Raw genomic sequence first — 23,197 nt, forward strand, 5'->3', positions numbered from 1 at the left:
TTCTTATTCCTCCTAATCCTCGGCCAGCCAGCTTCTCAGCAGTTTTGCAAAATCTTCCGGCTTGTCTTTCGCCATCTTTTCAAGCTGTTTTCGTCTGACTGTTTCCGCTGTTTCATTTTCCTCTTCGTTGATATCAGGCAAATTGATTGGTTCTTGAGGAACCTCATACTCATACTCCTCGAATTCATCCTCTTGCGCCCGTTTCTTTCTGATAAGCATAATGATCAGAACAATAATCGCAGCGATTAAAACACCGCCTGTAATATATGCCCACAGCGGGATACCTGAGGATTTCTCCGTGTTTGTATCCAAATTGACTTTTCCGTCAAATGGCTGAACGGAGACAACAATTTTATTATTGATATCAGCATCAGATAAATTCTGGTTTTGCGTTTCATCTTTATCTAAAGATGTTCTGACTACAGTTGAAAGGATTTTTTGTATATCATCCTGTCTTTCAGTTGATAGTGACGCTGTGTTTTTGGCATCAGGCGGCTCTACCATGACTTGAATCCCTAAATCCCTGACCTTATAAGGACTTTCAGCGATTTCTTTATGGATTCGGTTAACCTCGTAATTGATTTTGTTGCTATTTTTTTCGTAGTTCCCGCTTTCGGCATTTTCACCATCAGCCTTATAATTTGTGACATCATCCTCGCCGGTTCCGGCAGTTCCGCCGTTGGCTGCACCGTCGCCCTGGTATGTTTCAGATACCTTTTCCGCGCTGACTGCAATGCCTTCCATGTTTTCTTTATCCACAGGTTCGACAATGTCTTCTGTACGATTTTCTTTTGTGAAATCGATGTCTGCTGTAACGGAGACAACGACTTTATCTTGGCCCATCATCGTACCTAGCAGTGACTGAACATGTTTTTGAATGTCTTTTTCAACTTGAGACTTAATTCCTTGCTGAGAAGAATAACTATCCGCGTAGGACCCTGCATTGCTGTCTGATTTGTCGTAGTATGTAGAATTTTGGTCCATGATGACGATATTATCTTCTTTTAGGTTCGGCACGCTTTTAGATACCAGATGATACAGTCCGTTGATCTGGCTTTGGTCAAGTGTGTAACCCGGTTGAATCTGCAGAACGATTGAAGCAGAAGCTGCAGATTGCTCTTCACCGACAAACACAGCGTCTTTCGGGAGATTAATCATTACTTTTGAGTTTTTAATACCGTCCATTTCATTGATCAAGTTTGACAGTTCTGTCTGTGTCGCTTTCACTTTTACCATATCAAACTCATTGTCTGTCAAACCAAAGCCGGCATTCTGCCCAAAAAACGAGTAATCAATTGATCCTGTTTTAGGAAGTCCTTCTGCAGCCAGCTGCACTTTCAAAGAATCAACCTGATCCTCCGGAACGCTAATCACTGTACCGCCACTCGAAAGTTCGTTTGGTACTTTTTTCGCATCCAATTCTTCTTTGATTTTTCCTGCTTCTTCGGCAGATAAATCTTTGTAAAGCGGAGCCATCTTTGTACTGGAAGCAAAAACACTAATAATAATTCCAATAATAATAATTGCCGCTAACACACTAACCATTAAAATCTTTTGTAATTTAGATCTATTTTTCCAAAACTCACTCGTTTTGTTTTTCATTTGCATTAGAGTACGATTCATGTTAACCCCCGGTCATTCCACTCTTTCTCTAAATCGTCAGACCCCCTACATTTGCATTCTCATAATCTCCTGATAAGCTTCCACAGCTTTATTGCGGAACTCTGTTGCTGCAGTTAGAGAGATGCTAGCTTTTTGAGCGGCGATCATGACCTCATCAAGATTTACATCTTTTCCTGCAGCCAAGGCATTAGTCATGTTGTCAGAAGCTACTTGGGACTCATTTAACGAACTAATAGAGTTTTTTAAAAGCTCCGAAAAGCTTGTTTGATTTGAAGAATCTGTTTTTTGGCTATTGTTTACTTGATTTGTTGCATTTTGAGTGTTTTGAGTATTTTGAACCTGAAAAGGAGAAATTGCATTAATCACATTCATTCACCTACTTTCCGATTTCTAATGCCTTCATCAGCATTCCCTTTGTGGCATTCATCGCAGTGACATTCGCCTCATATGATCTGGTGCTGCTGACAAGGTCAACCATTTCCTTTAATGGATCTACATTAGGTTTTTGTACATATCCTTCAGCGTTTGCATCAGGATCTGTCGGATCATAGACAAGATTAAAATCCGATTTATCCTCCGTAATTTTTGAAACCTTCACACCGTTTCCAGCATGACCGCTTCCGCTCATTTGAGAATTAAGAATGGAAGAGAACGATTCACCTTTTGACTGAAGGGAGACCATTTTTCTTCTGTAAGGCACCCACTCTCCATTCACCTGCTTAGCTCTTGTCGTATCCATATTTGCTAAGTTAGATGATACAACATCCATTCTGACCCGCTGAGCTGTTAAAGCAGATGCTGAAACATTTAAGCTCTGAAAAGCTGTCATCATTTTCCTCCTGTTAATACGGTCTTCAGTGAATTAAATTTACCGTTCATTCTTTCAACTAAAGCTTGATAGTTGATTTGATTTTGCGCCAATTCTGTCATCTCTTTGTCAACATCGACATTGTTTCCATTTTGCTGATACGATGTATCTCCGCTCGCAACAATTGAATAATTCGAATCAGTATCAGAAAAATCAACATGACGATAGTCTGTTTTTATCGCATCAAGACGTGAGGATTCTTGATCTAATAAATTTTGGAAAGAGACTTTTTTTGCCTTATAGTTCGGTGTATCTATATTGGCGATATTATTAGTTATGACTTTTTGCTTAATATCCGCTCTGCTCAAGGCATTTTCAAGATTTTGTATCGTTCCAGAAAATAAGCTCAAATCCACTTACCTCCATTTCAGTTTTTTTCACCCTCAATATCCTTGTCGAGAATTGTAAAACTATATGCTTATTGTAAGAAATAACAGGCATAAAGTCTATGAAGTTCGTGTAAAAAAATGTCCTCACAATTATCTATTTTACAACTAGGCATAAAGTCCTAGATTGTTAGAACTACATTTCCTGCCTTGATATAAGCCTGAAAATAGCAGAATTTCTGTTTTTTCTCCTTTCTTTTCGTCATTTTTGAAACTTTTTGAAGAAATATGCAAGATTTATTAAAATCATTACACAGAAAGACTTTCAACCCAGGAAATAAAGCTTATTGATTTCCTTTATTTGAAATAAAAAAAGAACCCCTTAAAGGGTGTTCTTTTTTTGATTAATGAGATTTTAGATTTTCTAATTCGATTAAGAATTTGTTGTTTAGCACTTTGATATAAGTACCTTTCATTCCTAATGATCTTGACTCAATGACGCCGGCACTCTCCAGCTTTCTCAGTGCGTTCACAATAACCGAACGTGTAATGCCGACGCGGTCAGCGATTTTACTAGCAACGAGAAGGCCTTCGTTTCCGTCAAGCTCCTCAAAAATGTGCTCAATTGCTTCAAGCTCACTGTAAGAAAGCGAGCTGATAGCCATTTGTACAACAGCTTTACTTCTTGCTTCCTCTTCAATTTCTTCTGCTTTTTCTCTTAGGATTTCCATTCCGACAACTGTTGCGCCGTATTCAGCTAGAATTAAGTCATCATCATTGAATTGATCCTGTAAACGTGAAAGAATGAGTGTTCCTAATCTTTCCCCTCCTCCGATGATCGGCACAATTGTAGTTAAACCAGCTTGGAATAAGTCTCTGTTCTCAACAGGGAAAGCAGTGTATTCACTATTAATATCCAAGTTAGAAGATGTTTCAGGGACATTAAACAGATTTTTCGTATATTCTTCAGGGAATTGACGATCCTCAAGCATTTTTTTCATACGATCATTTTCAATTTGCTGGTTAATAGAATACCCAAGGAGTTTCCCTCTGCGGCTTACAACGAAAATATTGGAATCAATGACATCCCGCAGCGTCTCCGCCATTTCCTTGAAGTTTACCGGTTTCCCTGCCGCAGCTTGCAGCATGGAGTTAATAATTCTTGTTTTTTGTAATAAAGCCATGATAAATAATCCTCCTAAACATTCCTCATATTAAATTTTTCACAATATAAATTGACTTAAATCTTTGTTTTTGGCTATCGTTCCGAGTTTTTCTTCGACATACTGTGGTGTAATCGTTATTTTCTCCATCGTTACATCAGGAGCTTCGAACGACAAATCTTCTAATAGGCGTTCAAGTATTGTATGAAGGCGTCTCGCACCGATATTATCTGTGTCCTGGTTCACATGATAAGCAACTTCAGCAATCTTATGAATAGCTTCGTCAGAAAATTCAAGAGATATACCTTCAGTCTGCAATAATGCTTGATATTGTTTCAAGAGCGCATTATCCGGCTCAACCAAAATTCTCACGAAGTCATCCACCGTGAGTTTGTTCAGTTCTACACGAATCGGGAAACGCCCCTGCAGTTCAGGAATCAAATCAGATGGTTTGGCCATATGAAACGCTCCTGCTGCAATAAATAATACATGATCTGTTTTTACAGAACCATATTTTGTGACAACGGTAGAACCCTCAACAATCGGCAGGATATCCCGCTGAACGCCTTCTCTTGAAACATCGGCAGAAGAAGATGCACCGCCGTTTTTTGCGATTTTATCAATCTCATCGATAAAGATAATCCCGCTCTCTTCTGCTCTCTGAACAGCTTCCTGGCTGACTTCATCCATATCGATGAGTTTGCTAGCTTCTTCATTCGTCAGGACTTTTCTGGCTTCTCTGACTGTCATTTTGCGTCGTTTCTTTTTCTTTGGCATTAATCCGCTCAGCGCATCCTGCATGTTCATGCCCATCTGCTCCATACCCGAGCCCTGCAGCATGTCAAACATAGAAGGCTGTTGTTCTTCGACTTCTACTGTTACATAGTAGTCTTCGAGCTCTCCTAAGGCCAGCTGATGCGCCATTCGTTTTCTTTTTTCTTCAATATTTGCTTCTTCCTGGCTCTCCGCCTCATCTTCACCATTCGGCTGGCTGCCGCCAAAAAACATTTCAAACGGATTTTTAACGCCTGATTGTTTTTTCTTCCCAGGAACTAACAGACGAACAATGCGTTTATTTGCATTTTCTTCTGCCTGTTCCTTTACTTCGTTCATTTTCTCTTCTTTTATAAGCCGAACAGAAGTCTCCACAAGATCTCTGACCATTGATTCGACATCTCTGCCTACATAGCCGACTTCAGTAAATTTAGTTGCTTCAATTTTGATAAATGGCGCACCTGAAAGCTTAGCGATTCGTCTGGCAATTTCAGTTTTCCCAACGCCGGTAGGCCCCATCATTAAAATGTTTTTCGGAACGACCTCGTCCTTCAGCTTTTCATCCAGAAGACTTCTTCTATAGCGGTTTCTTAATGCCACGGCGACAGCTTTTTTCGCGTTTTGCTGACCGACAATATATTGGTCTAACCGATCTACAATCTGTCTAGGAGTTAACGGTTTTTTTTCCATGCGCCTCAAGTCCTTTCTATTCAAGCTCTTCCAGTATGATTTGATCGTTCGTGTAAACACAAATTTCGCCTGCTGTTTCTAATGCGGCTCTTGCAATCTCACTTGCGGTCATACTTTCACCGGCATGCTTTTTCAAGGCTCTTCCGGCTGCCAAAGCGTAATTGCCTCCTGATCCAATTGCGAGAATGCCGTCATCTGGTTCGATCACCTCGCCTGTTCCCGATACGAGAAGCAAAGTATCCTGATTCATCACAATCAGCATGGCTTCAAGCTTTCTAAGCACTTTATCGCTGCGCCATTCCTTCGCAAGCTCAACAGCCGCCCGTTTTAAGTTGCCGTTATATTCTTCAAGCTTGGCTTCAAACTTTTCGAATAAAGTGAAAGCGTCTGCAACAGATCCCGCAAAGCCAGCAAGAACCTTGCCGTTAAACAGTTTTCTCACTTTTCGTGCCGTGTGTTTCATGACAACAGCCTGACCAAACGTTACTTGGCCGTCTCCAGACATAGCGCTTCGTCCTTTATGCTGTACGGCAAATATTGTGGTCGCATGAAAAGATGACATAAAGGGCCTCCTTTAATTTTTCTTAAATGCTCTTGGGTGGTGGGACATATATGTGTTTCTCAACATTTCCTTCGAAACGTGCGTGTATATCTGTGTCGAAGACAGATTGGAATGCCCGAGCAGTTCTTGAACGCTTCTCAAATCCGCTCCTTCATTTAACAGATGGGTGGCGAACGTGTGTCGAAGCATATGCGGATGGATATGTAAAGTGCCGGACGCTTTTTGAACAAGCCCGCTTAAAATATGTCTGACGCCACGGGCTGTAAGCGGTCCGCCTCTTTGATTTACGAATAATAGATCATGAGGTTCTTTTGCCTTCATCAGCAAGCACTGTCTTCCGCTATTCATGTATACCTTCAACGCTTCGCGGGCATAAGACCCAAAGGGGATATAACGCTGCTTCTTGCCTTTACCGTGAACAAGCACAGTGTCCATAAATAAATCAACATCATTAACAGTTATGGAACAGCATTCACTGACCCTCATTCCGGTGGCATAGAGCAGCTCTAACAGCGCTTGATCCCTCATTCCGGCCGGCTGGCTTATATCTGAAACTTCAAACAGCTCCTCAAGCTCTTTTTGATATAGAAACTTCGGTATCCGTTTCTCTTGTTTCGGCAGATGAACAAGCTGAAACGGATTTTCTTCAACAAGCTTTTCCCGCATCAGAAACTTATAAAAGCTTCTTAATGCAGATATCTTTTTGCTTATTGTTCTTCTCGATAAACCTTTTTCATAGGCTTCTGTCAAAAAAATCCTAGTATCTTGATATGCAGCTTCTTCAAATCCATTTATACCTTGAACGCGCAGGAAAGTCTCGAATTCTTCAATTGAATCCACATAATTCACAATAGTATATTGTGAATAATTTTTTTCAATTTGTAAATATTCAACGAATAACTTTACGAAATTCTTAACATTCTCCATGCCTAATACCTCCCCAGGAAGGGCTTTTAAATGGTATCACAAATCGCGTTCAGGTTGCAATCAATACCTATATTGTTTTCGAAATTGTTTGAATTGTTTCAATTGCACGATTCGCGTATTGTTCATTTCGTTCTTTTTTATTTTTAATTTTAACAGGCAGTTCTTTTAAAAGCCCAAAGTTTGCATTCATCGGCTGGAAGTTCTTCTGGTTTGTTGTTGTAATATAATGAGCCATACTGCCAATTGCCGTTTCCTGCGGGAAAATAACAAGCTCTTCTCCCAATACAAGCTTCGCCGCATTAATGCCTGCTACCAGTCCTGAGGCGGCTGATTCCACATATCCTTCTACTCCCGTCATTTGGCCTGCAAAGAACAGGTCACTGCGGTTTTGAAATTGATAAGTCGGCTTTAACAAGCTAGGAGAGTTAATAAATGTATTTCTGTGCATCACGCCATATCTGACGATTTCTACATTTTCAAGCCCTGGAATCAATTTGAGGACTTCCTTTTGATCTCCCCATTTTAAATGTGTCTGGAATCCTACAATATTATAAAGTGTGCCCGCAGCATCATCCTGTCTGAGCTGAACGACGGCATAAGGACGTTTTCCTGTAACAGGATGCTCTAGCCCAACCGGTTTCATCGGACCGAAAAGCATTGTTTTCTTACCGCGTTTTGCCATGACTTCAATCGGCATGCAGCCTTCAAAGAAAATCTCTTTTTCAAATTCTTTTAACGGGACTGTTTCTGCTGATGTTAAAGCTTCATGGAAACGGTCAAATTCTTCTTCTGTCATAGGGCAGTTCAAATATGCTGCTTCACCTTTATCATAGCGGGATTTCAAGTACACCTTATCCATATCAAGGCTGTCTTTTTCTACAATTGGCGCCGCTGCGTCATAAAAATATAAATAGTCCTCTCCAGTCAGCTCCTTCAGCTGGGCAGACAGCGATTCAGATGTTAACGGTCCCGTTGCGATAATGGTAGGACCTTCAGGAATCTCAGTCACTTCTTCATTAATAACGGTTACGTTTGGATGATTTTTTACCCGATTTGTCACACTTGCGGCAAATTCATGACGGTCTACTGCAAGAGCCCCTCCGGCAGGCACCGAACATTCGTCAGCAGCCGCGATGATGGCTGAATCAAGCGCACGCATCTCTTCCTTTAATACACCGACCGCGTTAGCAAGTGTATTAGAGCGAAGAGAGTTGCTGCAGACTAGCTCGGCAAATTTATCAGTATGGTGCGCAGGCGTTTGTTTCACAGGCCGCATTTCATACAATTTAACTTGAATCCCGCGTTTGGCAAGCTGCCATGCTGCTTCACTTCCTGCGAGTCCGGCTCCGATTACATTCACTGTTTGTTGGTTCATCTTTCACATCTCCTAGTTTATTATTCAAGGCCTTCTTTTAACACACAAAGAAGGTGAGCAAGACCCTGCTCACCGCTACTTCTGTGGTTCTTCCTTATAATCGCATTCCACGCATTGGACTTGTATGCCTTTTTTGAGTTTTTTCTCGACGAGCATTTTTCCGCATTTCGGGCATTTTCGTTCAATTGGTTTGTCCCAGGATACGAATTCACAGTCCGGATAACGGTCACAGCCGTAAAACACCCGTTTCTTTTTCGATTTTCGCTCAACAATGTTTCCTTCTCCGCAGCTCGGACACTTCACGCCGATTTGTTTCACAATCGGTTTCGTGTTCCGGCAGTCAGGGAAGTTGGAGCAAGCTAAGAATTTACCGTACCGTCCCATTTTATATACCATCGGCGAACTGCACAATTCACAATCCTCTCCAGCATATTCTGGTTCGATTTCAACTTCCTTCATTTCTGATTCGGCTTTTTTGACGCGTTTTTCAAAATCGGTGTAGAAATTATCAATAATCTTGACCCATTCGGTATTTCCTTCTTCAACATGATCAAGATCTCTCTCCATTTTAGCTGTAAACTCAACGTTAATGATCTCCGGGAAAAACTCCATGATCAAGTCAAGAACGATCTGACCTAATTCAGTCGGAACAAAGCGTTTATTATCCAAACCCACGTAGCCGCGCCGTTGAATAGTATCAAGCGTCGGAGCATATGTGGATGGACGGCCTATGCCGAGTTCTTCAAGCGTTTTCACAAGCCGTGCCTCAGTATACCTCGGAGGCGGCTGGGTAAAATGCTGCTCCGGTTCTATATCTTTTGATAATACCGTATCGCCTTCTTTTAAGTCAGGCAGCATCCGGTCTTTTTCTTCCATTTGGTCGTCTTTTCCTTCAACATACACCTTCATAAACCCGGAAAACTTGACTTTACTTCCATTTGCACGAAATGTCAAACCATTGTTTGTCAGGTCGACACTCATTGTATCTAGAACAGCCGGCGCCATTTGGCTGGCAACAAAACGCTCCCAAATTAATTTATACAGTCTCATTTGGTCTCTGCCGAGAACTGCTTTTAATTCACTTGGTTTTCTGAGAACTGATGTCGGCCGAATTGCTTCGTGGGCATCCTGAGCATTTTCATTCTTTTTCGCAGGCTTCCGTTTTCCGCCTAGGAACTCTTTTCCATATGTCTGATCGATAAAAGCAGCAGCTTCATCAACAGCCGTATTTGAAATACGGGTTGAATCCGTTCTCATATACGTGATCAGACCAACAGTTCCTTCTCTTCCTAGATCAATTCCTTCATATAATTGCTGTGCAATCATCATCGTTTTCTTCGCTCTGAAATTGAGCTTGCGAGCCGCTTCCTGCTGCAGGGTTGAGGTGGTAAAAGGCAAAGCAGGATTACGTTTGCGTTCTTTTTTGGTTACTTTTTCGACTGTATATTTATTCCCTTTGAGCTGAGAAAGAATCTCTTTTACATCAGCTTCACTATTTAAAGGAAGTTTTTTGCCGTTTTTTCCGAAAAAGCTTGCTTCAAAGGTTTCCTGGCCTTTTAAGAACGTACCGTCAATTGTCCAATATTCCTCAGGCTTAAAGTCGTTAATCTCTTTTTCACGGTCAATAATCAAACGGAGGGCAACGGATTGCACGCGTCCTGCGCTAAGCCCTTTTTTGACTTTTTTCCATAAGATCGGACTGATTTTATATCCGACAAGCCTGTCTAAAATACGTCTCGCTTGCTGTGCATCCACTAAATCCATATTAATCATGCGTGGATGCTTAAACGATTCCTTAATAGCGTCTTTTGTAATTTCGTTAAACACTACACGGCAGTCTGAATTGAGATCTAAATCAAGGCTGTGTGCCAAGTGCCATGCAATCGCTTCCCCTTCTCTGTCGGGGTCGGCCGCGAGATACACTTTTTTGGCTTTTTTGGCAGCCGTTTTCAGTTCTTTTAATACCGGACCTTTACCTCGAATGGTAATATATTTCGGTTCGAAATTCTGTTCTATGTCAACTCCCATTTGACTTTTTGGAAGATCCCGGACATGTCCCATTGATGCTTTTACTTTATATTTTTTACCTAAGTAACGTTCAATCGTTTTCGCCTTAGCGGGCGATTCCACGATGACTAGATAATCAGACATTTTCATCCCCCTCAAGAGGTGTTCTCTCTCTTTTCAAGATATTTCAATTTTATTTTTGCAGCTGTCTTTATTTGGCTTTCAACATTTCATTCTTTATCATGAACGTCATTCATTAAATAGAAAACAATATGCAACTTTAAATCCTCACTATTATTAAATATTACAATGCCGTTTGTCAAACGATAATTCAAAAGGGTTCCGTATATTGAACGTTTCTCTCGGGAAGCTCCTCGAAAATATCCTCTGCTGACCTTATGGCTTTAGCCCCCTGCTGGATCAGTTTTATAGGACCTCCGGCGTAAGGGTCAAATAATGAACCGGGTACGGCAAACACTTCTCTACCTTGCTCCAATGCTTGATAGGCAGTTATCAGCGAACCGCTTTTTTCCTTGCCCTGTACGACAATAACACCTTCACTCAGTCCGCTGATGATACGGTTTCTCATAGGGAAATGCCATTTTTGGGGTTTAGTTTCAGGTGGGTGCTCTGACAGAAGGATATGGTGTTTAGCCATGTAATCTGCTAATTGAAGGTTTTCCCGGGGATAAATGTGTTGAAATCCGCCTGCAATGACGCCAATTGTCCGCCCCTTCGCCTTAATACTTGCAGCATGGGACATTCCGTCTATCCCAGACGCCAGTCCGCTGACAATCACCCAATCTTTACGGCAGAGCTCTTCTGTAAGATGATTGACAACTTGTTTCCCGTAAGCTGTTGGATTTCTTGTCCCTACAATTCCAATTTTTCTTCCTTTCGAAAGAAGAGTCATATCACCCTTTGCAAACAGAACGGCGGGGGGATCATAAATGGTTTTAAGCCAGAAAGGATATTGCTTTGAAGAGATAGGAATGGTGTTAATGCCTTGCTCACGATAAGCAGCAAGTACGCGTTGGAGCTTTGGGTAAAATTCTTCTATTTTCTTTTTTAATGCAGCTGCTTTCATTTTATCACGAGTAACCGTTTGTAACACCGATGATGTCAGCGACATAGACGGATCGGCTTTCCACCATTTTAATAGAAGGGATGGGGATAATAATTGATTGATTCTGCAAGTCGTTAAGCAGGCAGCGGCCTGATCCAATAGATTGACCTCCTTTTGACAGAAAAAGCAGGAACAGCCTTAACGGCTGTCCCTTTTTATTAATGCGTTTTACAAGTTTCGAACAGGTTCTTCTCTTTCAGCACCTTAATTAAGGTTTCACCCATAACAGAAGGTGTCTCTGCAACTTCAATTCCGCATGCATTAAGGGTTTTGATTTTTTCATCAGCTGTCCCTTTTCCGCCGGAAATAATGGCGCCTGCATGCCCCATGCGCTTCCCAGGAGGTGCTGTCTTACCGCCGATAAAACCGACTACCGGTTTTGTCATGTTGGCTTTTACCCACTCTGCCGCTTCCTCTTCGGCAGTACCGCCGATTTCGCCAATCATGATGACAGCGTGTGTGTCAGGATCTTCGTTAAACGCTTTTAAAACGTCAATAAAGTTTGTTCCATTTACAGGGTCTCCGCCGATTCCAACAGCTGTAGACTGTCCTACGCCCGCTTCTGAGAGCTGGTGCACCGCTTCGTATGTTAATGTTCCTGAACGTGATACAACGCCTACATGACCCTTTTTATGGATGTATCCGGGCATAATGCCGATTTTACATTCTTCAGGCGTAATGACACCAGGGCAGTTCGGCCCTATCAGTCTCGTTTTCTTGCCTTCCATGAAACGTTTGACCTTCACCATATCCAAAACCGGAATGTGTTCTGTGATACAAATCACGAGATCAAGCTCCGCATCTACCGCTTCCATAATCGCATCAGCTGCAAACGGTGCAGGCACATATATAACAGACGCGTTAGCGCCGGTCGTTTGAACTGCTTCAGCCACTGTATTAAATACAGGAACACCTTCCGCTTCAGTTCCGCCTTTTCCAGGTGTTACACCGCCTACGATATTTGTGCCGTATTCGAGCATCTGCTTCGTATGAAATAAAGCGGTAGAACCTGTAATCCCTTGTACAATAACTCTTGTATCTTTATTAATAAAAACACTCATTATATGGTCCCCTGCCTTTCATTCTTTCTTAAACTAAGGATACGATTTTCTGCGCGCCGTCAGCCATTGATTCCGCAGATGTAATGTTTAATCCTGATTCACTAAGGATTTTCTTCCCTAGATCCACGTTTGTCCCTTCAAGACGGACGACAAGCGGCAATGTCAAACCAACTTGTCTAGTCGCTTCAACAACCCCTTCTGCGATGACATCACATTTCATAATGCCGCCGAAAATGTTGACAAAAATCCCTTTAACGTTTTGATCAGAAAGAATGATTTTAAATGCTTCCGTGACTTTTTCCGCGGTTGCACCGCCGCCCACATCAAGGAAGTTGGCCGGTTCTCCACCGTAATGCTTGATAATATCCATTGTGGACATTGCAAGTCCCGCGCCGTTTACCATACAGCCGATATTTCCATCAAGGGAAATGTAGCTTAGGTCATATTTGGACGCTTCGATTTCTTTCGGATCTTCTTCATCCAAATCTCTGTATTCCATAATGTCCTTTTGTCTGTACAACGCATTGCTGTCAAAATTCAATTTTGCATCAAGCGCCATCACATTTCCGTCCCCGGTAACAACAAGCGGGTTGATTTCGGCGATTGAGCAGTCTTTTTCAACAAACGCTTTATATAGTCCAAGCATAAATTTAGCAGCTTTTCCCACAAGCTCTTTTGGAATATTAATAGCGAATGCAATTTCTCTGGCTTGATAGCCTTGAAGGCCGACAGCCGGATCAATGACAGCTTTTTTGATTTTTTCCGGTGTTTTCTCCGCAACTTCTTCAATTTCCGTTCCGCCTTCTTCAGAAGCCATCAGAACGATTCTGGAAGTAGCGCGGTCAAGCACAAGACCCACGTAATATTCTTTTTTAATATCGCAGCCTTCTTCAATAAGTAAGCGTTTTATTACTTGGCCGTCCGGACCCGTCTGATGTGTAACTAGGGTCTTCCCTAATAGTTCTTCGGCATACGCTTTTACTTCATCTAATGATTTTGCTATTTTTACCCCACCAGCTTTGCCTCGACCGCCAGCATGAATTTGAGCCTTTACGACATAAACCGAGCTGGATAAGCTCTTTGCACTCTCAACTGCTTCTTCTGCTGTAAAAGCCACTTTACCTTCAGGAACAGATACCCCATATTTTCTGAGGACTTCTTTTCCCTGGTACTCATGGATATTCATTTCCCATCCTCCTAACTTATGTAACAAAACTAAAATAGACTGCGCTTTCATTCTATAATAATACTGGAAGAATTGTCTACACTTCGGTGCAAAATCTTTTAATCCTTCTAAACATTCAAACTTTTACTTTATTAAAAACATAAATTTTCAAACAGAGGATGGGGAATATTTTAGCTATTTTTTGTTTTTTACGCTTTCGTCCAATCTGTAAATGAATGAAAAAATCTCGGCTACCGTTTCATAAAGAGCCTCAGGGATTTGATCATCTACCGTCAAATGGCGCATTAATTCGACAAGGGTCCGATCTTCTTGAATCGGGACCCCTGCCTTTTTCGCTTCTTTAATAATGTTGTCGGCTACATGGCCCTTTCCTGTGGCAAGCACTCTCGGCGCCTTGTCTTTTTGTTCGTCATAATGAAGAGCCACAGCTTTTCTGATCGGTGTCTGCTCTTTCATATTTTCACATCCACTTCTTGATCACTGATACTTGTTATATATTGATCGATTGAAGCCTTTTCTTCGGTGTGAACCCTTTTTTTCGCGTTTACCCCTGAAAGGCTGTATCCCATTTCTTTTAACCCCTGTTTAAGCGCGGGAACCATCGGATCGATCGCAGCCTGCAGCTCGAAATCAGTCTCTATTGTAATGGTCATGACTTTTTGCTGTATCAAGCAATCAACGACGGTTTCTTTTAATGTATCAAGCTGCAGCAAAAATAAAAGGCGGCAATGGGAAGGATCAAGCTTGCCATCCGCTTCTTTCTTTCCTTTAAACAGAACGGTCATGTCCTGAATTCCTGACTTCGAAAACATCGGAAATGACAGTACAATTTGACTGTATGACGGATGGTCCTGCTGCATGAAAAGCTGGCCATTTAATTTATGAAAAATCTGATCGGCTTCTTGCTTGATTGGTTCGGCTACCTCATGCGATGCTCTTATGGCATGAAGAGCCAGCTTGATGGACTGCATTTCGTCAGATGTGTCTGCGCTTCCTTGTTCAAACGCTTTAATGAACGCAAGCTCGTCCCTTGCGCCAATTGCCGTTTTCACTTTGGATAAGAAGGAAAGAACATCTGCCTTATCCGCTAAATGAGGTGCTGTCTGCTGAACAGCCTTTAAAAAAACTTCGGCTTCCTGGTCAGTGATTTGTGCCGCCTGTAAATGAGCTGAAGCTGCAAGTGACTTACTATCACCCGTTGAACCAGCCGCTTTAATCCAATTTGCTGCTTCTTTCACAATTTGGAGACTGTTTTTTTCAGCAGATTCCGTCAGCTTTGCCAGCAGCTGGCGGGCTTCTTTGATTGGAATGTCTGAGGCTGTTTTAACAGGCTCTCCTTGTATGTTTCTCTGTTCTGCTAGATGATTTGCAACCGGCAGGCTGGCCTTTTCGAGGAAGCCTGCCGGTATGCTAAGTTCCCTGTTTCCAGCTGTATTGGCGGAAGAGGGTGTTTTCGCAGTCTCCGTTAAAGAAATAAGCTTAGCGATCAGACGTTCTGCATGAACATCAATTTCACTATTTAAAAGCGCTGCAACTGCCTCCTTTAGCTTTGACATCATTTGGCTCTGCTGAGGGTTTTGTTCGATTGCCTGAACCAGCTGGGATATATGCTGATGCAATGGAACAGGCGATTTCACAGCATGAACACCATTCAAAACCTCGGAGTGAATGGGAAGATCGCGCTTTAAAGCGAAGAGAACCGTTTCAATCGCTTTTTTGGCGTCTTGCGACGGCAGCGTGTCCATCCAGCGGACAGCTGTTTTAATATCATTTTCTGTCACGGGTGTTTTGCTCTTCAGCATCGCTCCTGTCATCATGAGAGCTGCGTTTGACGTCTTCACTGAAATGGCATTTAAAAGCTTGCCAGCTGCATCCTGAATGGTTTTAGGATTTTGCTCAAAGCTTTGAACGACCTGAAGACGTCCTGTCTGTTCTGCCGTTTTTTCGTAGGAAAACCAATAGTATGCCTGAGGACGAAGCTGGGTTTCTAGTTTCCCCTGAACAGTTTGATTGCCGACTTGGATCAGGGCATGCTGATCTCCTAGTAAACGAAGCACTTTTCCCAAGAGGAGACGTTTCTCCCCGTTTAGCGCTTCGTTTACATTTGATGTTTCCTGCGGGACTGCTGTACGCCCAAAAAGGTGCTGCAGCGCCTTTTGCACATCATTTCGTATGTTCATTTTAAAAAAGTGCCTCCTTGTCCATTGATTTAGCTGAAAGATTGAACAGGAGCGAAAGTTTTGCGGTGCAATTCAGTTGGGCCGTATGCAGCGAGAGCTTCCAAATGTTCTTTTGTTCCATAGCCTTTATTTTTTTCAAACCCGTACATAGGGTACGTGTCGGCATAAGCGCTCATCATTCGGTCTCTCGTCACTTTTGCGATACACGCACCTGCCGCAATAGACACACTTTTGGCATCTCCTTTTATAATTGACGACTGAGCCATGTCGAGCGGCAGTGTCATTGCGTCAACAAGCAAATAATCAGGTGTATCCGACAAATCCTGTATCGCTTTCACCATTGCCATTTTAGAAGCTTCATATATATTGATTTCGTCAATGACTGCAGCTTCTACAATTCCTATCCCGACCGCCAGTGCTTCTTTCATAATAAGCTCGTAAAATTCCTCGCGTTTTTTCTCTGAAAGCTTTTTGGAGTCTGTCAGCCCAAGTATTTCACATTCCTCTGGCAGGATGACTGCACTGGCGACAACCGGCCCTGCCAATGGCCCCCGTCCGACCTCGTCAACACCTGCAATCAAACGGAATCCTTTGTTTCTTGCCAGCCTTTCATAGGAAGTCATATTCACCCATTGTTCTTTCAGCGCTTTTTCTTTCGCTTGCTTTTTAAGCCATTGCTCTACAAGCGTTTGAACGCTTTTTCTCGGGTCGTTTTCGCACTGGGCAATAAATGGGTCTTGTGCATCCTTCACTTCCTGCAAACGGTCTTTAATGTCCTTTACGGTTAATGTATTCACTTTCTCTTCTCCCTTACTGTATGTATCGGTTCGGCCAAGAAAAAATAAAGACCCGCATTTCTGCGCGCCTTTACATCGTCGGCTGTTCAAATGACAGCCTGCCGAACTTTTCAGTGCGGATATCGCGAATGATGACTTCAGTCGTCTTATCGTAGTTAATAAGCCCACCGCTCATGAGACAGCCGCGTTTTTCACCTATTGCGTCAAACAGCTCGGCAATGTCCTCCGGGATCTCATCAAGGCCGTAGCGCTCTTTAAGTCGTTCTGGATAATGTTCTTCAAGAAAACGAAGACCGAACACCGCTACATCCTGCAAATTGATTATCGAGTCCTTAATAGCGCCGGTGACTGCCAGTCTCAAGCCGACAAGCTCGTCCTCAAATTTAGGCCACAAAATCCCCGGTGTATCTAATAACTCTAATTCTTTCCCAACTTTGACCCACTGTTGAGATGTTGTAATACCAGGTCTGTCTCCCGTTTTTGCTATGTTTTTCTTTGCAAGGCGGTTAATGAGCGTCGATTTCCCGACATTTGGAATACCGATAATCAAAGCGCGAATCGCTCTCGGCTTCACACCTTTCGCCCGCATTCGGTCAAATTTTTCTTGGAGGATCTCTTTTGATGCAGGCACAATTTGATTTAACCCTTGTCCATTTACAGAATTAATGGACAGAGAGCGGATCCCCTGGTTCTCAAAGTGCTCTTTCCATTGCTGTGTAACCGCCGCATCTGCTTTGTCAGCCTTGTTTAACAGCATAATTCGCGGCTTATTTTTTAGAATATCTTCAATCATTGGGTTTCTTGATGACATTGGAATTCTGGCATCTACCAATTCATATACGATATCGATTAATTTTAATTTTTCGGTTACTTCCCTTCTTGCCTTTGCCATATGGCCCGGGAACCATTGAATTGTCATGTGACACGAACACCGCCTTTATCTCTTCAGTATGCATGATTCATTGTTGTTCTTTATGTATTTTACGATGCCTGTCCGGCATTTTCAAATTCTGTATAAAAAAAGAGCTTGTTACAGGTAACAAGCTCTTTTCGTTCGTTATCATTATCGTCTGATCTCTTTAATACGAGCCGCTTTTCCGCGAAGTTCACGCAGGTAGTAAAGTTTAGCACGGCGTACTTTACCGTAACGTACAACTTCGATTTTCGCGATTTTTGGTGTGTGTACAGGGAAAGTACGTTCAACGCCAACACCGTAAGAAATCTTACGAACTGTGAACGTTTCGCTGATTCCACCACCACGACGCTTAATCACAACACCTTCAAAGATCTGGATACGCTCACGGTTACCCTCAACAACTTTAACGTGTACACGTAAAGTGTCACCAGGACGGAACGCAGGAAGATCAGTACGAAGTTGTTCTTTTGTGATATCTTCAATTAGTTTTTGCATCGTTTTCAACTCCTTCCAACAGATGCTCTTGGCCACAAAACACGGCACAGCGGAACATCGTTTTCAAGCTTGCAGCGGATAAGCCCGCTTAAGCCACAAGTAGTATCTTATCACAATTTCATAGCCTATGCAATAAAATCTATTCTTTTTCCCATTCAGAAATCCACTTTCTTTGCTGCTCTGTAAGCGGGTAGTCTTTCAACAGATCCGGACGTCTTAGGTAGGTCCTTCTGATCGATTCTTTATTCCGCCATTCTTCAATTTTCGCATGGTTTCCTGACAAGAGTGTTTCAGGCACTTTTAAACCTTTGTAATCTGCCGGTCTTGTATAATGCGGGTGCTCTAAGAGTCCAGTGCTGAATGAATCCTCAATATGGGAAGCCTCTTTACCCAGTACACCTGGAAGCAGTCTGACCACGCTGTCTGCGATCATCATTGCAGGGAGCTCACCGCCCGTCAGTACAAAGTCGCCAATTGATATTTCATCCGTTACCAGATGCTCGCGGATGCGTTCATCATAGCCTTCATAGTGGCCGCAAATGAATAGCAAATGCTCTTCCTTTGCTAATTGTTCGGCTTTTTTTTGGGTAAAACGCTCACCTTGCGGGCATACGAGGATAATACGCGGAGCAGCTGCTGCCTTTGATGTCAGGTCCTCGACCGCGTCAAAAACAGGCTGAGGCTTGAGAACCATACCTGCACCGCCGCCATAAGGATAATCATCAACAGTATTGTGCTTGTTATCAGAGTACTCCCGGAAATTGATGACTTGAAACTGCACCGCATCTTTTTCCTGGGCTTTTTGAAGAATCGATGAGCCGAGCACACCTTCAAACATTTCTGGAAACAGCGTCAAAAAGTCGATTTTCATTCGTCTATTAACCCTTCCATGAGATCAATCTCAATTTTCTTTTCGCTGACATCAATATGTTTGACCACTGATTCAATGTAAGGAATGAGTGCGTCTTTTTTTCCTTTTCGTTCGATGACCCAAACGTCATTAGCACCAGGCGTCAAAATTTCTTTGACCTTTCCAATGAGTTCGCCTTCCTCAGTAAATACTTCACACCCAATGATTTCGTGAAAATAAAATTCACCCTCATTCAGCTCTCCTAAATCTTCTTCAGGCACTTTAATGATTGCGTTTTTCAGCTCTTCTACTTCATTTAGGCTTTGTCTTTCTTTAAACTGCAGCAGATGAAATTGTTTATGCAGTCTATGCGTGTTTACCGTTACTTCCACTGGTTCGTTACGGCCGTCCATAAACAAATACAGCGTGTTTCCCGGCTTGTATCGTTCTTCGGCAAAATCCGTTTTCGAAATCACACGCACTTCGCCTTTGATTCCGTGGGTATTCACGATTTTTCCTACATTAAACCATCGCTTTGTCATATGATCACCTCTGGCGAATTTCAATTACTTTTCCGTCTTTTATGACGATGGTGTTCGCTGCTGTTTTTTCATGCCAGTCATCCCCGGCTTCAATCGTCAGCAGGGCATCGACTTCCTTTTCTCTCAACTCACTGCCAAGCGGCAATGTATGTACTTGAGCAATTTGAAAATCGATGATCTTTATATCATCTTTTCGCTTTTCTATTGCCTTTTTAAATTGTTCAATCATATCAGGGTTTTGTTGTTCTTTCTCGTGTTTTCTAAGCTGAAAATAGAGCTGGCTGCATTCTCGTTCAAGCATTTGTTTCTTTTCGGCAAAAGAAGCTAAAAGCTGTTCTTTGCTGCGCTCGGTTAAGACTTGCATAACGGCTACACGGTGAATAATTTGCATCGCACCAAGCTCCCCGCTTTTAAAACTTTTTCTCGCTCAGGCTTTTCTATTTTGCCTAAGCTTCTATCAGTTTACCCTTTTTTTGCGTGTAAAAAAAGGGGAGGTGCCGGCCCTCTCCCTTTTAGTCAAATATCTCAAATTGAACTTTCTTAGAAGACTGTGCGCCAGCTGCAAATACAGCTGTTCGAATCGCTTTTGCAGTCCGGCCTTGCTTTCCGATAACTTTACCGGTATCTGACTTATGGACAGATAAGCGCAGCGCAATCTTTTGATCGGTTTCTTCTCTTGTGACGCGAATGTCATCTGGATGATCAACAAGCGGGGTCACAATTCGGACAATCAAATCTTCCAAGTGTTGATCAGTCATTACTTGCCTTGTTTAGCGTTGTGGAATTTTTCCATGATTCCTTGGCTAGAGAACAAGTTGCGAACTGTATCAGATGGTTTCGCTCCAGTTTGAAGCCATTTAAGAGCAAGCTCTTCGTCAATTTTTACTTCCGCTGGTTTTGCAACCGGGTTGTAAGTTCCGACTGTTTCAATGAAACGGCCGTCACGTGGTGAACGAGAATCTGCTACAACAATACGATAGAAAGGAGATTTTTTTGCTCCCATACGTTTTAAACGAATTTTTACTGCCATTTTACTAGCACCTCCGAAAATATTTCAACAAGATAGTATATTAACAATGATAAAAGTGTTTGTAAAGTGTTTTTTCTTAACAATGGTTTTATCATGTATAACCGATTACATAAAAGGTAGCTTAAACCCTTTTTTCTTGCCTTTTGACATATTTGTCATCTGCTTCATCATTTTTTTCATTTCGTCAAACTGCTTAAGCAGACGGTTGACTTCCTGTACGGATGTCCCGCTTCCTTTTGCAATCCGCTTCCGCCGGCTGGCATTGATGATATCCGGCTGTTCTTTTTCAAGAACAGTCATTGATTTGATGATGGCTTCCACATGATTCAGCTGTTTTTCGTCAACTTGGATGTTTTTCAGGCCTTTCATTTTACCTGCACCCGGCATCATTTGCAGAAGTTCATCAAGCGGTCCCATGTTTCTGACTTGCCCGAGCTGCTCCAGAAAATCGTCCAATGTGAAGCTCATCGTCCTCATTTTTTGTTCGAGCTCTTTGGCTTTGTCTTCATCAACGCTGGCCTGTGCTTTTTCAATCAATGTCAGCACGTCGCCCATGCCGAGAATCCTTGATGCCATGCGTTCAGGATGGAACGGCTCTAACGCATCAAGCTTTTCGCCCATACCCGCGAATTTAATCGGCGTGTTTGTGACCGCGCGAATAGAAAGCGCAGCCCCGCCGCGTGTGTCTCCATCCAGCTTCGTTAACACAACACCGGTTAAACCGAGCTGTTCATTAAAGCTTTTGGCAACATTAACAGCGTCCTGACCGGTCATTGAATCGACAACAAGGAAGATTTCTTCCGGATTCGCGATTTCTTTGACGTTGGTCAGTTCATCCATCAGTTCATGGTCGATATGCAAGCGGCCTGCCGTATCCAAAATGACATAGTCATAATGTTCTTCCTTGGCTTTCTCAATCGCTTGTTTCGCTATTTCAACAGGACTGACCTGATCACCAAGAGAGAAAACAGGCATATCTAGCTGTTTGCCGAGCGTTTCCAGCTGCTTAATTGCGGCTGGGCGGTAAATATCGGCAGCAACCAGCATCGGTTTGCGATTATGCTTTTTGCGCAGCAGATTCGCAAGCTTACCGCTTGTTGTCGTTTTACCGGCACCTTGGAGACCGACCATCATAATAACAGTCGGCGGCCTTTTTGCGACGGCGATTTTGCTCTCTTCGCCGCCCATCAGCTCAGTCAGTTCCTCTTGAACAACTTTAATGACCTGCTGGCCGGGCGTCAGACTTTTCATGACGTCTTGGCCTACAGCGCGTTCACTTACTTTTTTGACAAAATCCTTGACTACTTTAAAGTTAACGTCAGCCTCAAGCAGCGCAAGACGAACCTCACGCATCATATCTTTAACATCTTGTTCGCTGACTTTCCCTTTTCCGCGGATTTTAGAAATCGTCTGCTGCAGTCGGTCGGCTAATCCTTCAAATGCCATAGTTTGCCGCCTCCTAATCTAATTTCTCAAGCGCTTCAATCAGAGCTGTAATTTCTTCCTCTTCTTTTGAACCGGAAGCAAGCTCCTTCAGCTTATTAAACATCTCTTTACGCTCCTGAAACTTTTTCAAAAGGAGCAGCTTTTCTTCATATTGTTCAAGCATCGCTTCTGTTCGTTTGATGTTATCATAAACAGCTTGTCTTGAAACCTCATATTCTTCGGCTATTTCGCCTAGGGAGAAATCGTCCAAATAATAAAGCGACATATAGCTCTTCTGTTTTGACGTCAACAACGACTGATAAAAATCAAACAGATAATTCATTCTCGTTGTCTTTTCGAGTGACATTTGAGCTCTCCCCTTTGTTAAGTCAAATCCCTTTACGATAACTTAGTCTACACGGTTTTATTGACACTGTCAAGTTTTTATCTTGTCAAAGCATGCTGCTCTTTTTGCATAATAAATTTATTCAGAAAAATTCATATAGACCGCCGTTAAAATACTCGAATTCTTGTTTAGATACTCGATAGCGGCAATAGCCTTCGTAAAAAGCATTGAGAAATGCTTCATTTGTGGCAAAATTTCTGATCGCCAATGATTCATCATATCGCGGATCTCCCGCTGATATTCCCGCAGCATCAATAAACAGACAAACCTCTCCGTCTTTCACCAGCACATTATCAGTTGTGCAATCACCATGAATCATTGTCTGCTGAACAGGAACAGGCCTGTGCTGGTCCAATTCCTTCAAAAGCCATGCGCTGCCTTCAGCTTGTCCTTTTTCGACATATTCACCGGCTCGTTTGATTTGCAAATCGAGCCAATCTATTTCCGGCTGTAAATCAGGGACAAGTTCGGTTTCATGCAGACGATTGAGAAACTGGCCGAAGCTTTTGATCAGCTTTTTCTTTTCAGTATCTCCCTTTGCTTTTCTTAAAGCAGAAGTCAGTGTAATTCCATCTTCAAACGACATGACGATATGGCTGGAATGCTGTTGCTGGATAAACCCATAATAAACAGGGACAGGCAGACGATGAGTTTCGGTAAGCTTTTGTAAAACAAGGGCTTCTTTCCTTAACCATTCCCGATACCTCAAGTGAGAAGAACTTTTCAACAGATATGCGCCTTGGCTTGTCACTATTTTTCGAACGGTTGAAGTGCCTCCCTGTTCATCCAACAGCGACATGTGTTTTATTGCGCCGATCTTTTTTTCCAATTCAGCTTTCAGCCATTTGTCCAACAATCTGCACCCTCC

The 23,197-nt window shown here is 42.5% G+C and carries 26 protein-coding genes; all 26 read right to left on the bottom strand.

What is annotated here, in order from left to right; translation table 11 throughout:
* Positions 1–12: 12 nt before the first annotated feature.
* Positions 13–1,623 (bottom strand): flagellar basal-body MS-ring/collar protein FliF, encoded by a 1,611-nt coding sequence (gene fliF / locus NZD81_RS06965; protein WP_040083177.1) that lies wholly within the window; start codon positions 1,621–1,623, stop codon positions 13–15.
* A gap of 45 nt (positions 1,624–1,668) precedes the next feature.
* Positions 1,669–1,989, bottom strand: coding sequence for a flagellar hook-basal body complex protein FliE (gene fliE, locus NZD81_RS06970; protein ID WP_003238544.1), 321 nt, complete (start codon positions 1,987–1,989; stop codon positions 1,669–1,671).
* Between the two features lie 10 nt (positions 1,990–1,999).
* Positions 2,000–2,452: a flagellar basal body rod protein FlgC gene (gene flgC, locus NZD81_RS06975; RefSeq protein ID WP_014663965.1), complete on the bottom strand. Its 453-nt coding sequence runs from the start codon at positions 2,450–2,452 to the stop codon at positions 2,000–2,002.
* Positions 2,452–2,841, bottom strand: coding sequence for a flagellar basal body rod protein FlgB (gene flgB, locus NZD81_RS06980; protein WP_014663964.1), 390 nt, complete (start codon positions 2,839–2,841; stop codon positions 2,452–2,454). Before flgB ends, flgC begins: the two co-directional genes overlap by 1 nt.
* Before the next feature lie 380 nt (positions 2,842–3,221).
* Positions 3,222–4,001 carry a GTP-sensing pleiotropic transcriptional regulator CodY gene (gene codY, locus NZD81_RS06985; protein WP_003220850.1) on the bottom strand — a complete coding sequence of 260 codons (780 nt, stop codon included), beginning with the start codon at positions 3,999–4,001 and terminating at the stop codon, positions 3,222–3,224.
* A 39-nt stretch (positions 4,002–4,040) separates the two neighbouring features.
* On the bottom strand, positions 4,041–5,444 hold the full coding sequence (gene hslU / locus NZD81_RS06990) for an ATP-dependent protease ATPase subunit HslU (protein ID WP_014476801.1): 1,404 nt from the start codon (positions 5,442–5,444) through the stop codon (positions 4,041–4,043).
* A gap of 16 nt (positions 5,445–5,460) precedes the next feature.
* A complete protein-coding gene (gene clpQ, locus NZD81_RS06995; protein WP_014663962.1) occupies positions 5,461–6,006 on the bottom strand; it encodes an ATP-dependent protease subunit ClpQ in 546 nt (181 codons plus the stop codon).
* A 12-nt stretch (positions 6,007–6,018) separates the two neighbouring features.
* On the bottom strand, positions 6,019–6,933 hold the full coding sequence (gene xerC, locus NZD81_RS07000; RefSeq protein ID WP_040083178.1) for a tyrosine recombinase XerC: 915 nt from the start codon (positions 6,931–6,933) through the stop codon (positions 6,019–6,021).
* A 67-nt stretch (positions 6,934–7,000) separates the two neighbouring features.
* The gene (trmFO, locus tag NZD81_RS07005; protein ID WP_014663960.1) at positions 7,001–8,308 is read right to left on the bottom strand and encodes an FADH(2)-oxidizing methylenetetrahydrofolate--tRNA-(uracil(54)-C(5))-methyltransferase TrmFO; all 1,308 of its coding nucleotides are present in this window, start codon (positions 8,306–8,308) and stop codon (positions 7,001–7,003) included.
* Between the two features lie 75 nt (positions 8,309–8,383).
* Complete coding sequence (gene topA, locus NZD81_RS07010; RefSeq protein WP_014663959.1) at positions 8,384–10,459, bottom strand: type I DNA topoisomerase; 2,076 nt, start codon at positions 10,457–10,459, stop codon at positions 8,384–8,386.
* A gap of 187 nt (positions 10,460–10,646) precedes the next feature.
* Entirely contained in the window at positions 10,647–11,540 is an 894-nt protein-coding gene (dprA, locus tag NZD81_RS07015) for a DNA-processing protein DprA (RefSeq protein ID WP_103032057.1), read from the bottom strand.
* Positions 11,541–11,599: 59 nt separating this feature from the next.
* Complete coding sequence (gene sucD / locus NZD81_RS07020; RefSeq protein WP_003238566.1) at positions 11,600–12,502, bottom strand: succinate--CoA ligase subunit alpha; 903 nt, start codon at positions 12,500–12,502, stop codon at positions 11,600–11,602.
* A gap of 28 nt (positions 12,503–12,530) precedes the next feature.
* Positions 12,531–13,688: an ADP-forming succinate--CoA ligase subunit beta gene (sucC, locus tag NZD81_RS07025; protein WP_014663957.1), complete on the bottom strand. Its 1,158-nt coding sequence runs from the start codon at positions 13,686–13,688 to the stop codon at positions 12,531–12,533.
* A gap of 174 nt (positions 13,689–13,862) precedes the next feature.
* Entirely contained in the window at positions 13,863–14,144 is a 282-nt protein-coding gene (locus tag NZD81_RS07030) for a FlhB-like flagellar biosynthesis protein (protein WP_014663956.1), read from the bottom strand.
* Positions 14,141–15,868: a hypothetical protein gene (locus NZD81_RS07035; protein WP_289859863.1), complete on the bottom strand. Its 1,728-nt coding sequence runs from the start codon at positions 15,866–15,868 to the stop codon at positions 14,141–14,143. Before NZD81_RS07035 ends, NZD81_RS07030 begins: the two co-directional genes overlap by 4 nt.
* Positions 15,869–15,897: 29 nt before the next feature.
* Entirely contained in the window at positions 15,898–16,665 is a 768-nt protein-coding gene (gene rnhB, locus NZD81_RS07040; RefSeq protein ID WP_128422224.1) for a ribonuclease HII, read from the bottom strand.
* A gap of 70 nt (positions 16,666–16,735) precedes the next feature.
* Entirely contained in the window at positions 16,736–17,584 is an 849-nt protein-coding gene (ylqF, locus tag NZD81_RS07045) for a ribosome biogenesis GTPase YlqF (RefSeq protein WP_009967235.1), read from the bottom strand.
* Positions 17,585–17,728: 144 nt separating this feature from the next.
* Positions 17,729–18,076, bottom strand: a complete 348-nt coding sequence (rplS, locus tag NZD81_RS07050; RefSeq protein ID WP_003220825.1) for a 50S ribosomal protein L19 — start codon at positions 18,074–18,076, stop codon at positions 17,729–17,731.
* Between the two features lie 139 nt (positions 18,077–18,215).
* Entirely contained in the window at positions 18,216–18,947 is a 732-nt protein-coding gene (trmD, locus tag NZD81_RS07055; protein ID WP_289859867.1) for a tRNA (guanosine(37)-N1)-methyltransferase TrmD, read from the bottom strand.
* The gene (gene rimM / locus NZD81_RS07060; protein WP_014663951.1) at positions 18,944–19,468 is read right to left on the bottom strand and encodes a ribosome maturation factor RimM; all 525 of its coding nucleotides are present in this window, start codon (positions 19,466–19,468) and stop codon (positions 18,944–18,946) included. The genes trmD and rimM overlap by 4 nt, the downstream gene beginning before the upstream one ends.
* 4 nt (positions 19,469–19,472) lie before the next feature.
* Complete coding sequence (locus NZD81_RS07065; protein WP_014663950.1) at positions 19,473–19,859, bottom strand: YlqD family protein; 387 nt, start codon at positions 19,857–19,859, stop codon at positions 19,473–19,475.
* A 121-nt stretch (positions 19,860–19,980) separates the two neighbouring features.
* Positions 19,981–20,226, bottom strand: coding sequence for a KH domain-containing protein (locus NZD81_RS07070; protein WP_014663949.1), 246 nt, complete (start codon positions 20,224–20,226; stop codon positions 19,981–19,983).
* Positions 20,226–20,498 carry a 30S ribosomal protein S16 gene (rpsP, locus tag NZD81_RS07075; protein WP_003220815.1) on the bottom strand — a complete coding sequence of 91 codons (273 nt, stop codon included), beginning with the start codon at positions 20,496–20,498 and terminating at the stop codon, positions 20,226–20,228. The genes NZD81_RS07070 and rpsP overlap by 1 nt, the downstream gene beginning before the upstream one ends.
* A 105-nt stretch (positions 20,499–20,603) precedes the next feature.
* The gene (gene ffh / locus NZD81_RS07080; RefSeq protein WP_014663948.1) at positions 20,604–21,944 is read right to left on the bottom strand and encodes a signal recognition particle protein; all 1,341 of its coding nucleotides are present in this window, start codon (positions 21,942–21,944) and stop codon (positions 20,604–20,606) included.
* 13 nt (positions 21,945–21,957) lie between these two features.
* Positions 21,958–22,290: a putative DNA-binding protein gene (locus NZD81_RS07085; protein ID WP_003238590.1), complete on the bottom strand. Its 333-nt coding sequence runs from the start codon at positions 22,288–22,290 to the stop codon at positions 21,958–21,960.
* A 121-nt stretch (positions 22,291–22,411) separates the two neighbouring features.
* The gene (locus tag NZD81_RS07090) at positions 22,412–23,182 is read right to left on the bottom strand and encodes a phosphotransferase family protein (protein WP_289860548.1); all 771 of its coding nucleotides are present in this window, start codon (positions 23,180–23,182) and stop codon (positions 22,412–22,414) included.
* Positions 23,183–23,197 lie beyond the last annotated feature (15 nt).

Source organism: Bacillus sp. B.PNR1, assembly GCF_030386235.1.
Lineage (GTDB): Bacteria > Bacillota > Bacilli > Bacillales > Bacillaceae > Bacillus > Bacillus stercoris.

Excerpts from the sequence above, each read along its gene's own strand:
- fliF (WP_040083177.1), bottom strand. The coding sequence starts at position 1,623 with ATGAATCGTACTCTAATGCAAATGAAAAACAAAACGAGTGAGTTTTGG.
- flgC (WP_014663965.1), bottom strand. The coding sequence starts at position 2,452 with ATGACAGCTTTTCAGAGCTTAAATGTTTCAGCATCTGCTTTAACAGCT.
- codY (WP_003220850.1), bottom strand. The coding sequence starts at position 4,001 with ATGGCTTTATTACAAAAAACAAGAATTATTAACTCCATGCTGCAAGCT.
- hslU (WP_014476801.1), bottom strand. The coding sequence starts at position 5,444 with ATGGAAAAAAAACCGTTAACTCCTAGACAGATTGTAGATCGGTTAGAC.
- clpQ (WP_014663962.1), bottom strand. The coding sequence starts at position 6,006 with ATGTCATCTTTTCATGCGACCACAATATTTGCCGTACAGCATAAAGGA.
- xerC (WP_040083178.1), bottom strand. The coding sequence starts at position 6,933 with ATGGAGAATGTTAAGAATTTCGTAAAGTTATTCGTTGAATATTTACAA.
- trmFO (WP_014663960.1), bottom strand. The coding sequence starts at position 8,308 with ATGAACCAACAAACAGTGAATGTAATCGGAGCCGGACTCGCAGGAAGT.
- topA (WP_014663959.1), bottom strand. The coding sequence starts at position 10,459 with ATGTCTGATTATCTAGTCATCGTGGAATCGCCCGCTAAGGCGAAAACG.
- sucD (WP_003238566.1), bottom strand. The coding sequence starts at position 12,502 with ATGAGTGTTTTTATTAATAAAGATACAAGAGTTATTGTACAAGGGATT.
- sucC (WP_014663957.1), bottom strand. The coding sequence starts at position 13,688 with ATGAATATCCATGAGTACCAGGGAAAAGAAGTCCTCAGAAAATATGGG.
- NZD81_RS07030 (WP_014663956.1), bottom strand. The coding sequence starts at position 14,144 with ATGAAAGAGCAGACACCGATCAGAAAAGCTGTGGCTCTTCATTATGAC.
- NZD81_RS07035 (WP_289859863.1), bottom strand. The coding sequence starts at position 15,868 with ATGAACATACGAAATGATGTGCAAAAGGCGCTGCAGCACCTTTTTGGG.
- ylqF (WP_009967235.1), bottom strand. The coding sequence starts at position 17,584 with ATGACAATTCAATGGTTCCCGGGCCATATGGCAAAGGCAAGAAGGGAA.
- rplS (WP_003220825.1), bottom strand. The coding sequence starts at position 18,076 with ATGCAAAAACTAATTGAAGATATCACAAAAGAACAACTTCGTACTGAT.
- trmD (WP_289859867.1), bottom strand. The coding sequence starts at position 18,947 with ATGAAAATCGACTTTTTGACGCTGTTTCCAGAAATGTTTGAAGGTGTG.
- rimM (WP_014663951.1), bottom strand. The coding sequence starts at position 19,468 with ATGACAAAGCGATGGTTTAATGTAGGAAAAATCGTGAATACCCACGGA.
- NZD81_RS07065 (WP_014663950.1), bottom strand. The coding sequence starts at position 19,859 with ATGCAAATTATTCACCGTGTAGCCGTTATGCAAGTCTTAACCGAGCGC.
- NZD81_RS07070 (WP_014663949.1), bottom strand. The coding sequence starts at position 20,226 with ATGACTGATCAACACTTGGAAGATTTGATTGTCCGAATTGTGACCCCG.
- rpsP (WP_003220815.1), bottom strand. The coding sequence starts at position 20,498 with ATGGCAGTAAAAATTCGTTTAAAACGTATGGGAGCAAAAAAATCTCCT.
- ffh (WP_014663948.1), bottom strand. The coding sequence starts at position 21,944 with ATGGCATTTGAAGGATTAGCCGACCGACTGCAGCAGACGATTTCTAAA.
- NZD81_RS07085 (WP_003238590.1), bottom strand. The coding sequence starts at position 22,290 with ATGTCACTCGAAAAGACAACGAGAATGAATTATCTGTTTGATTTTTAT.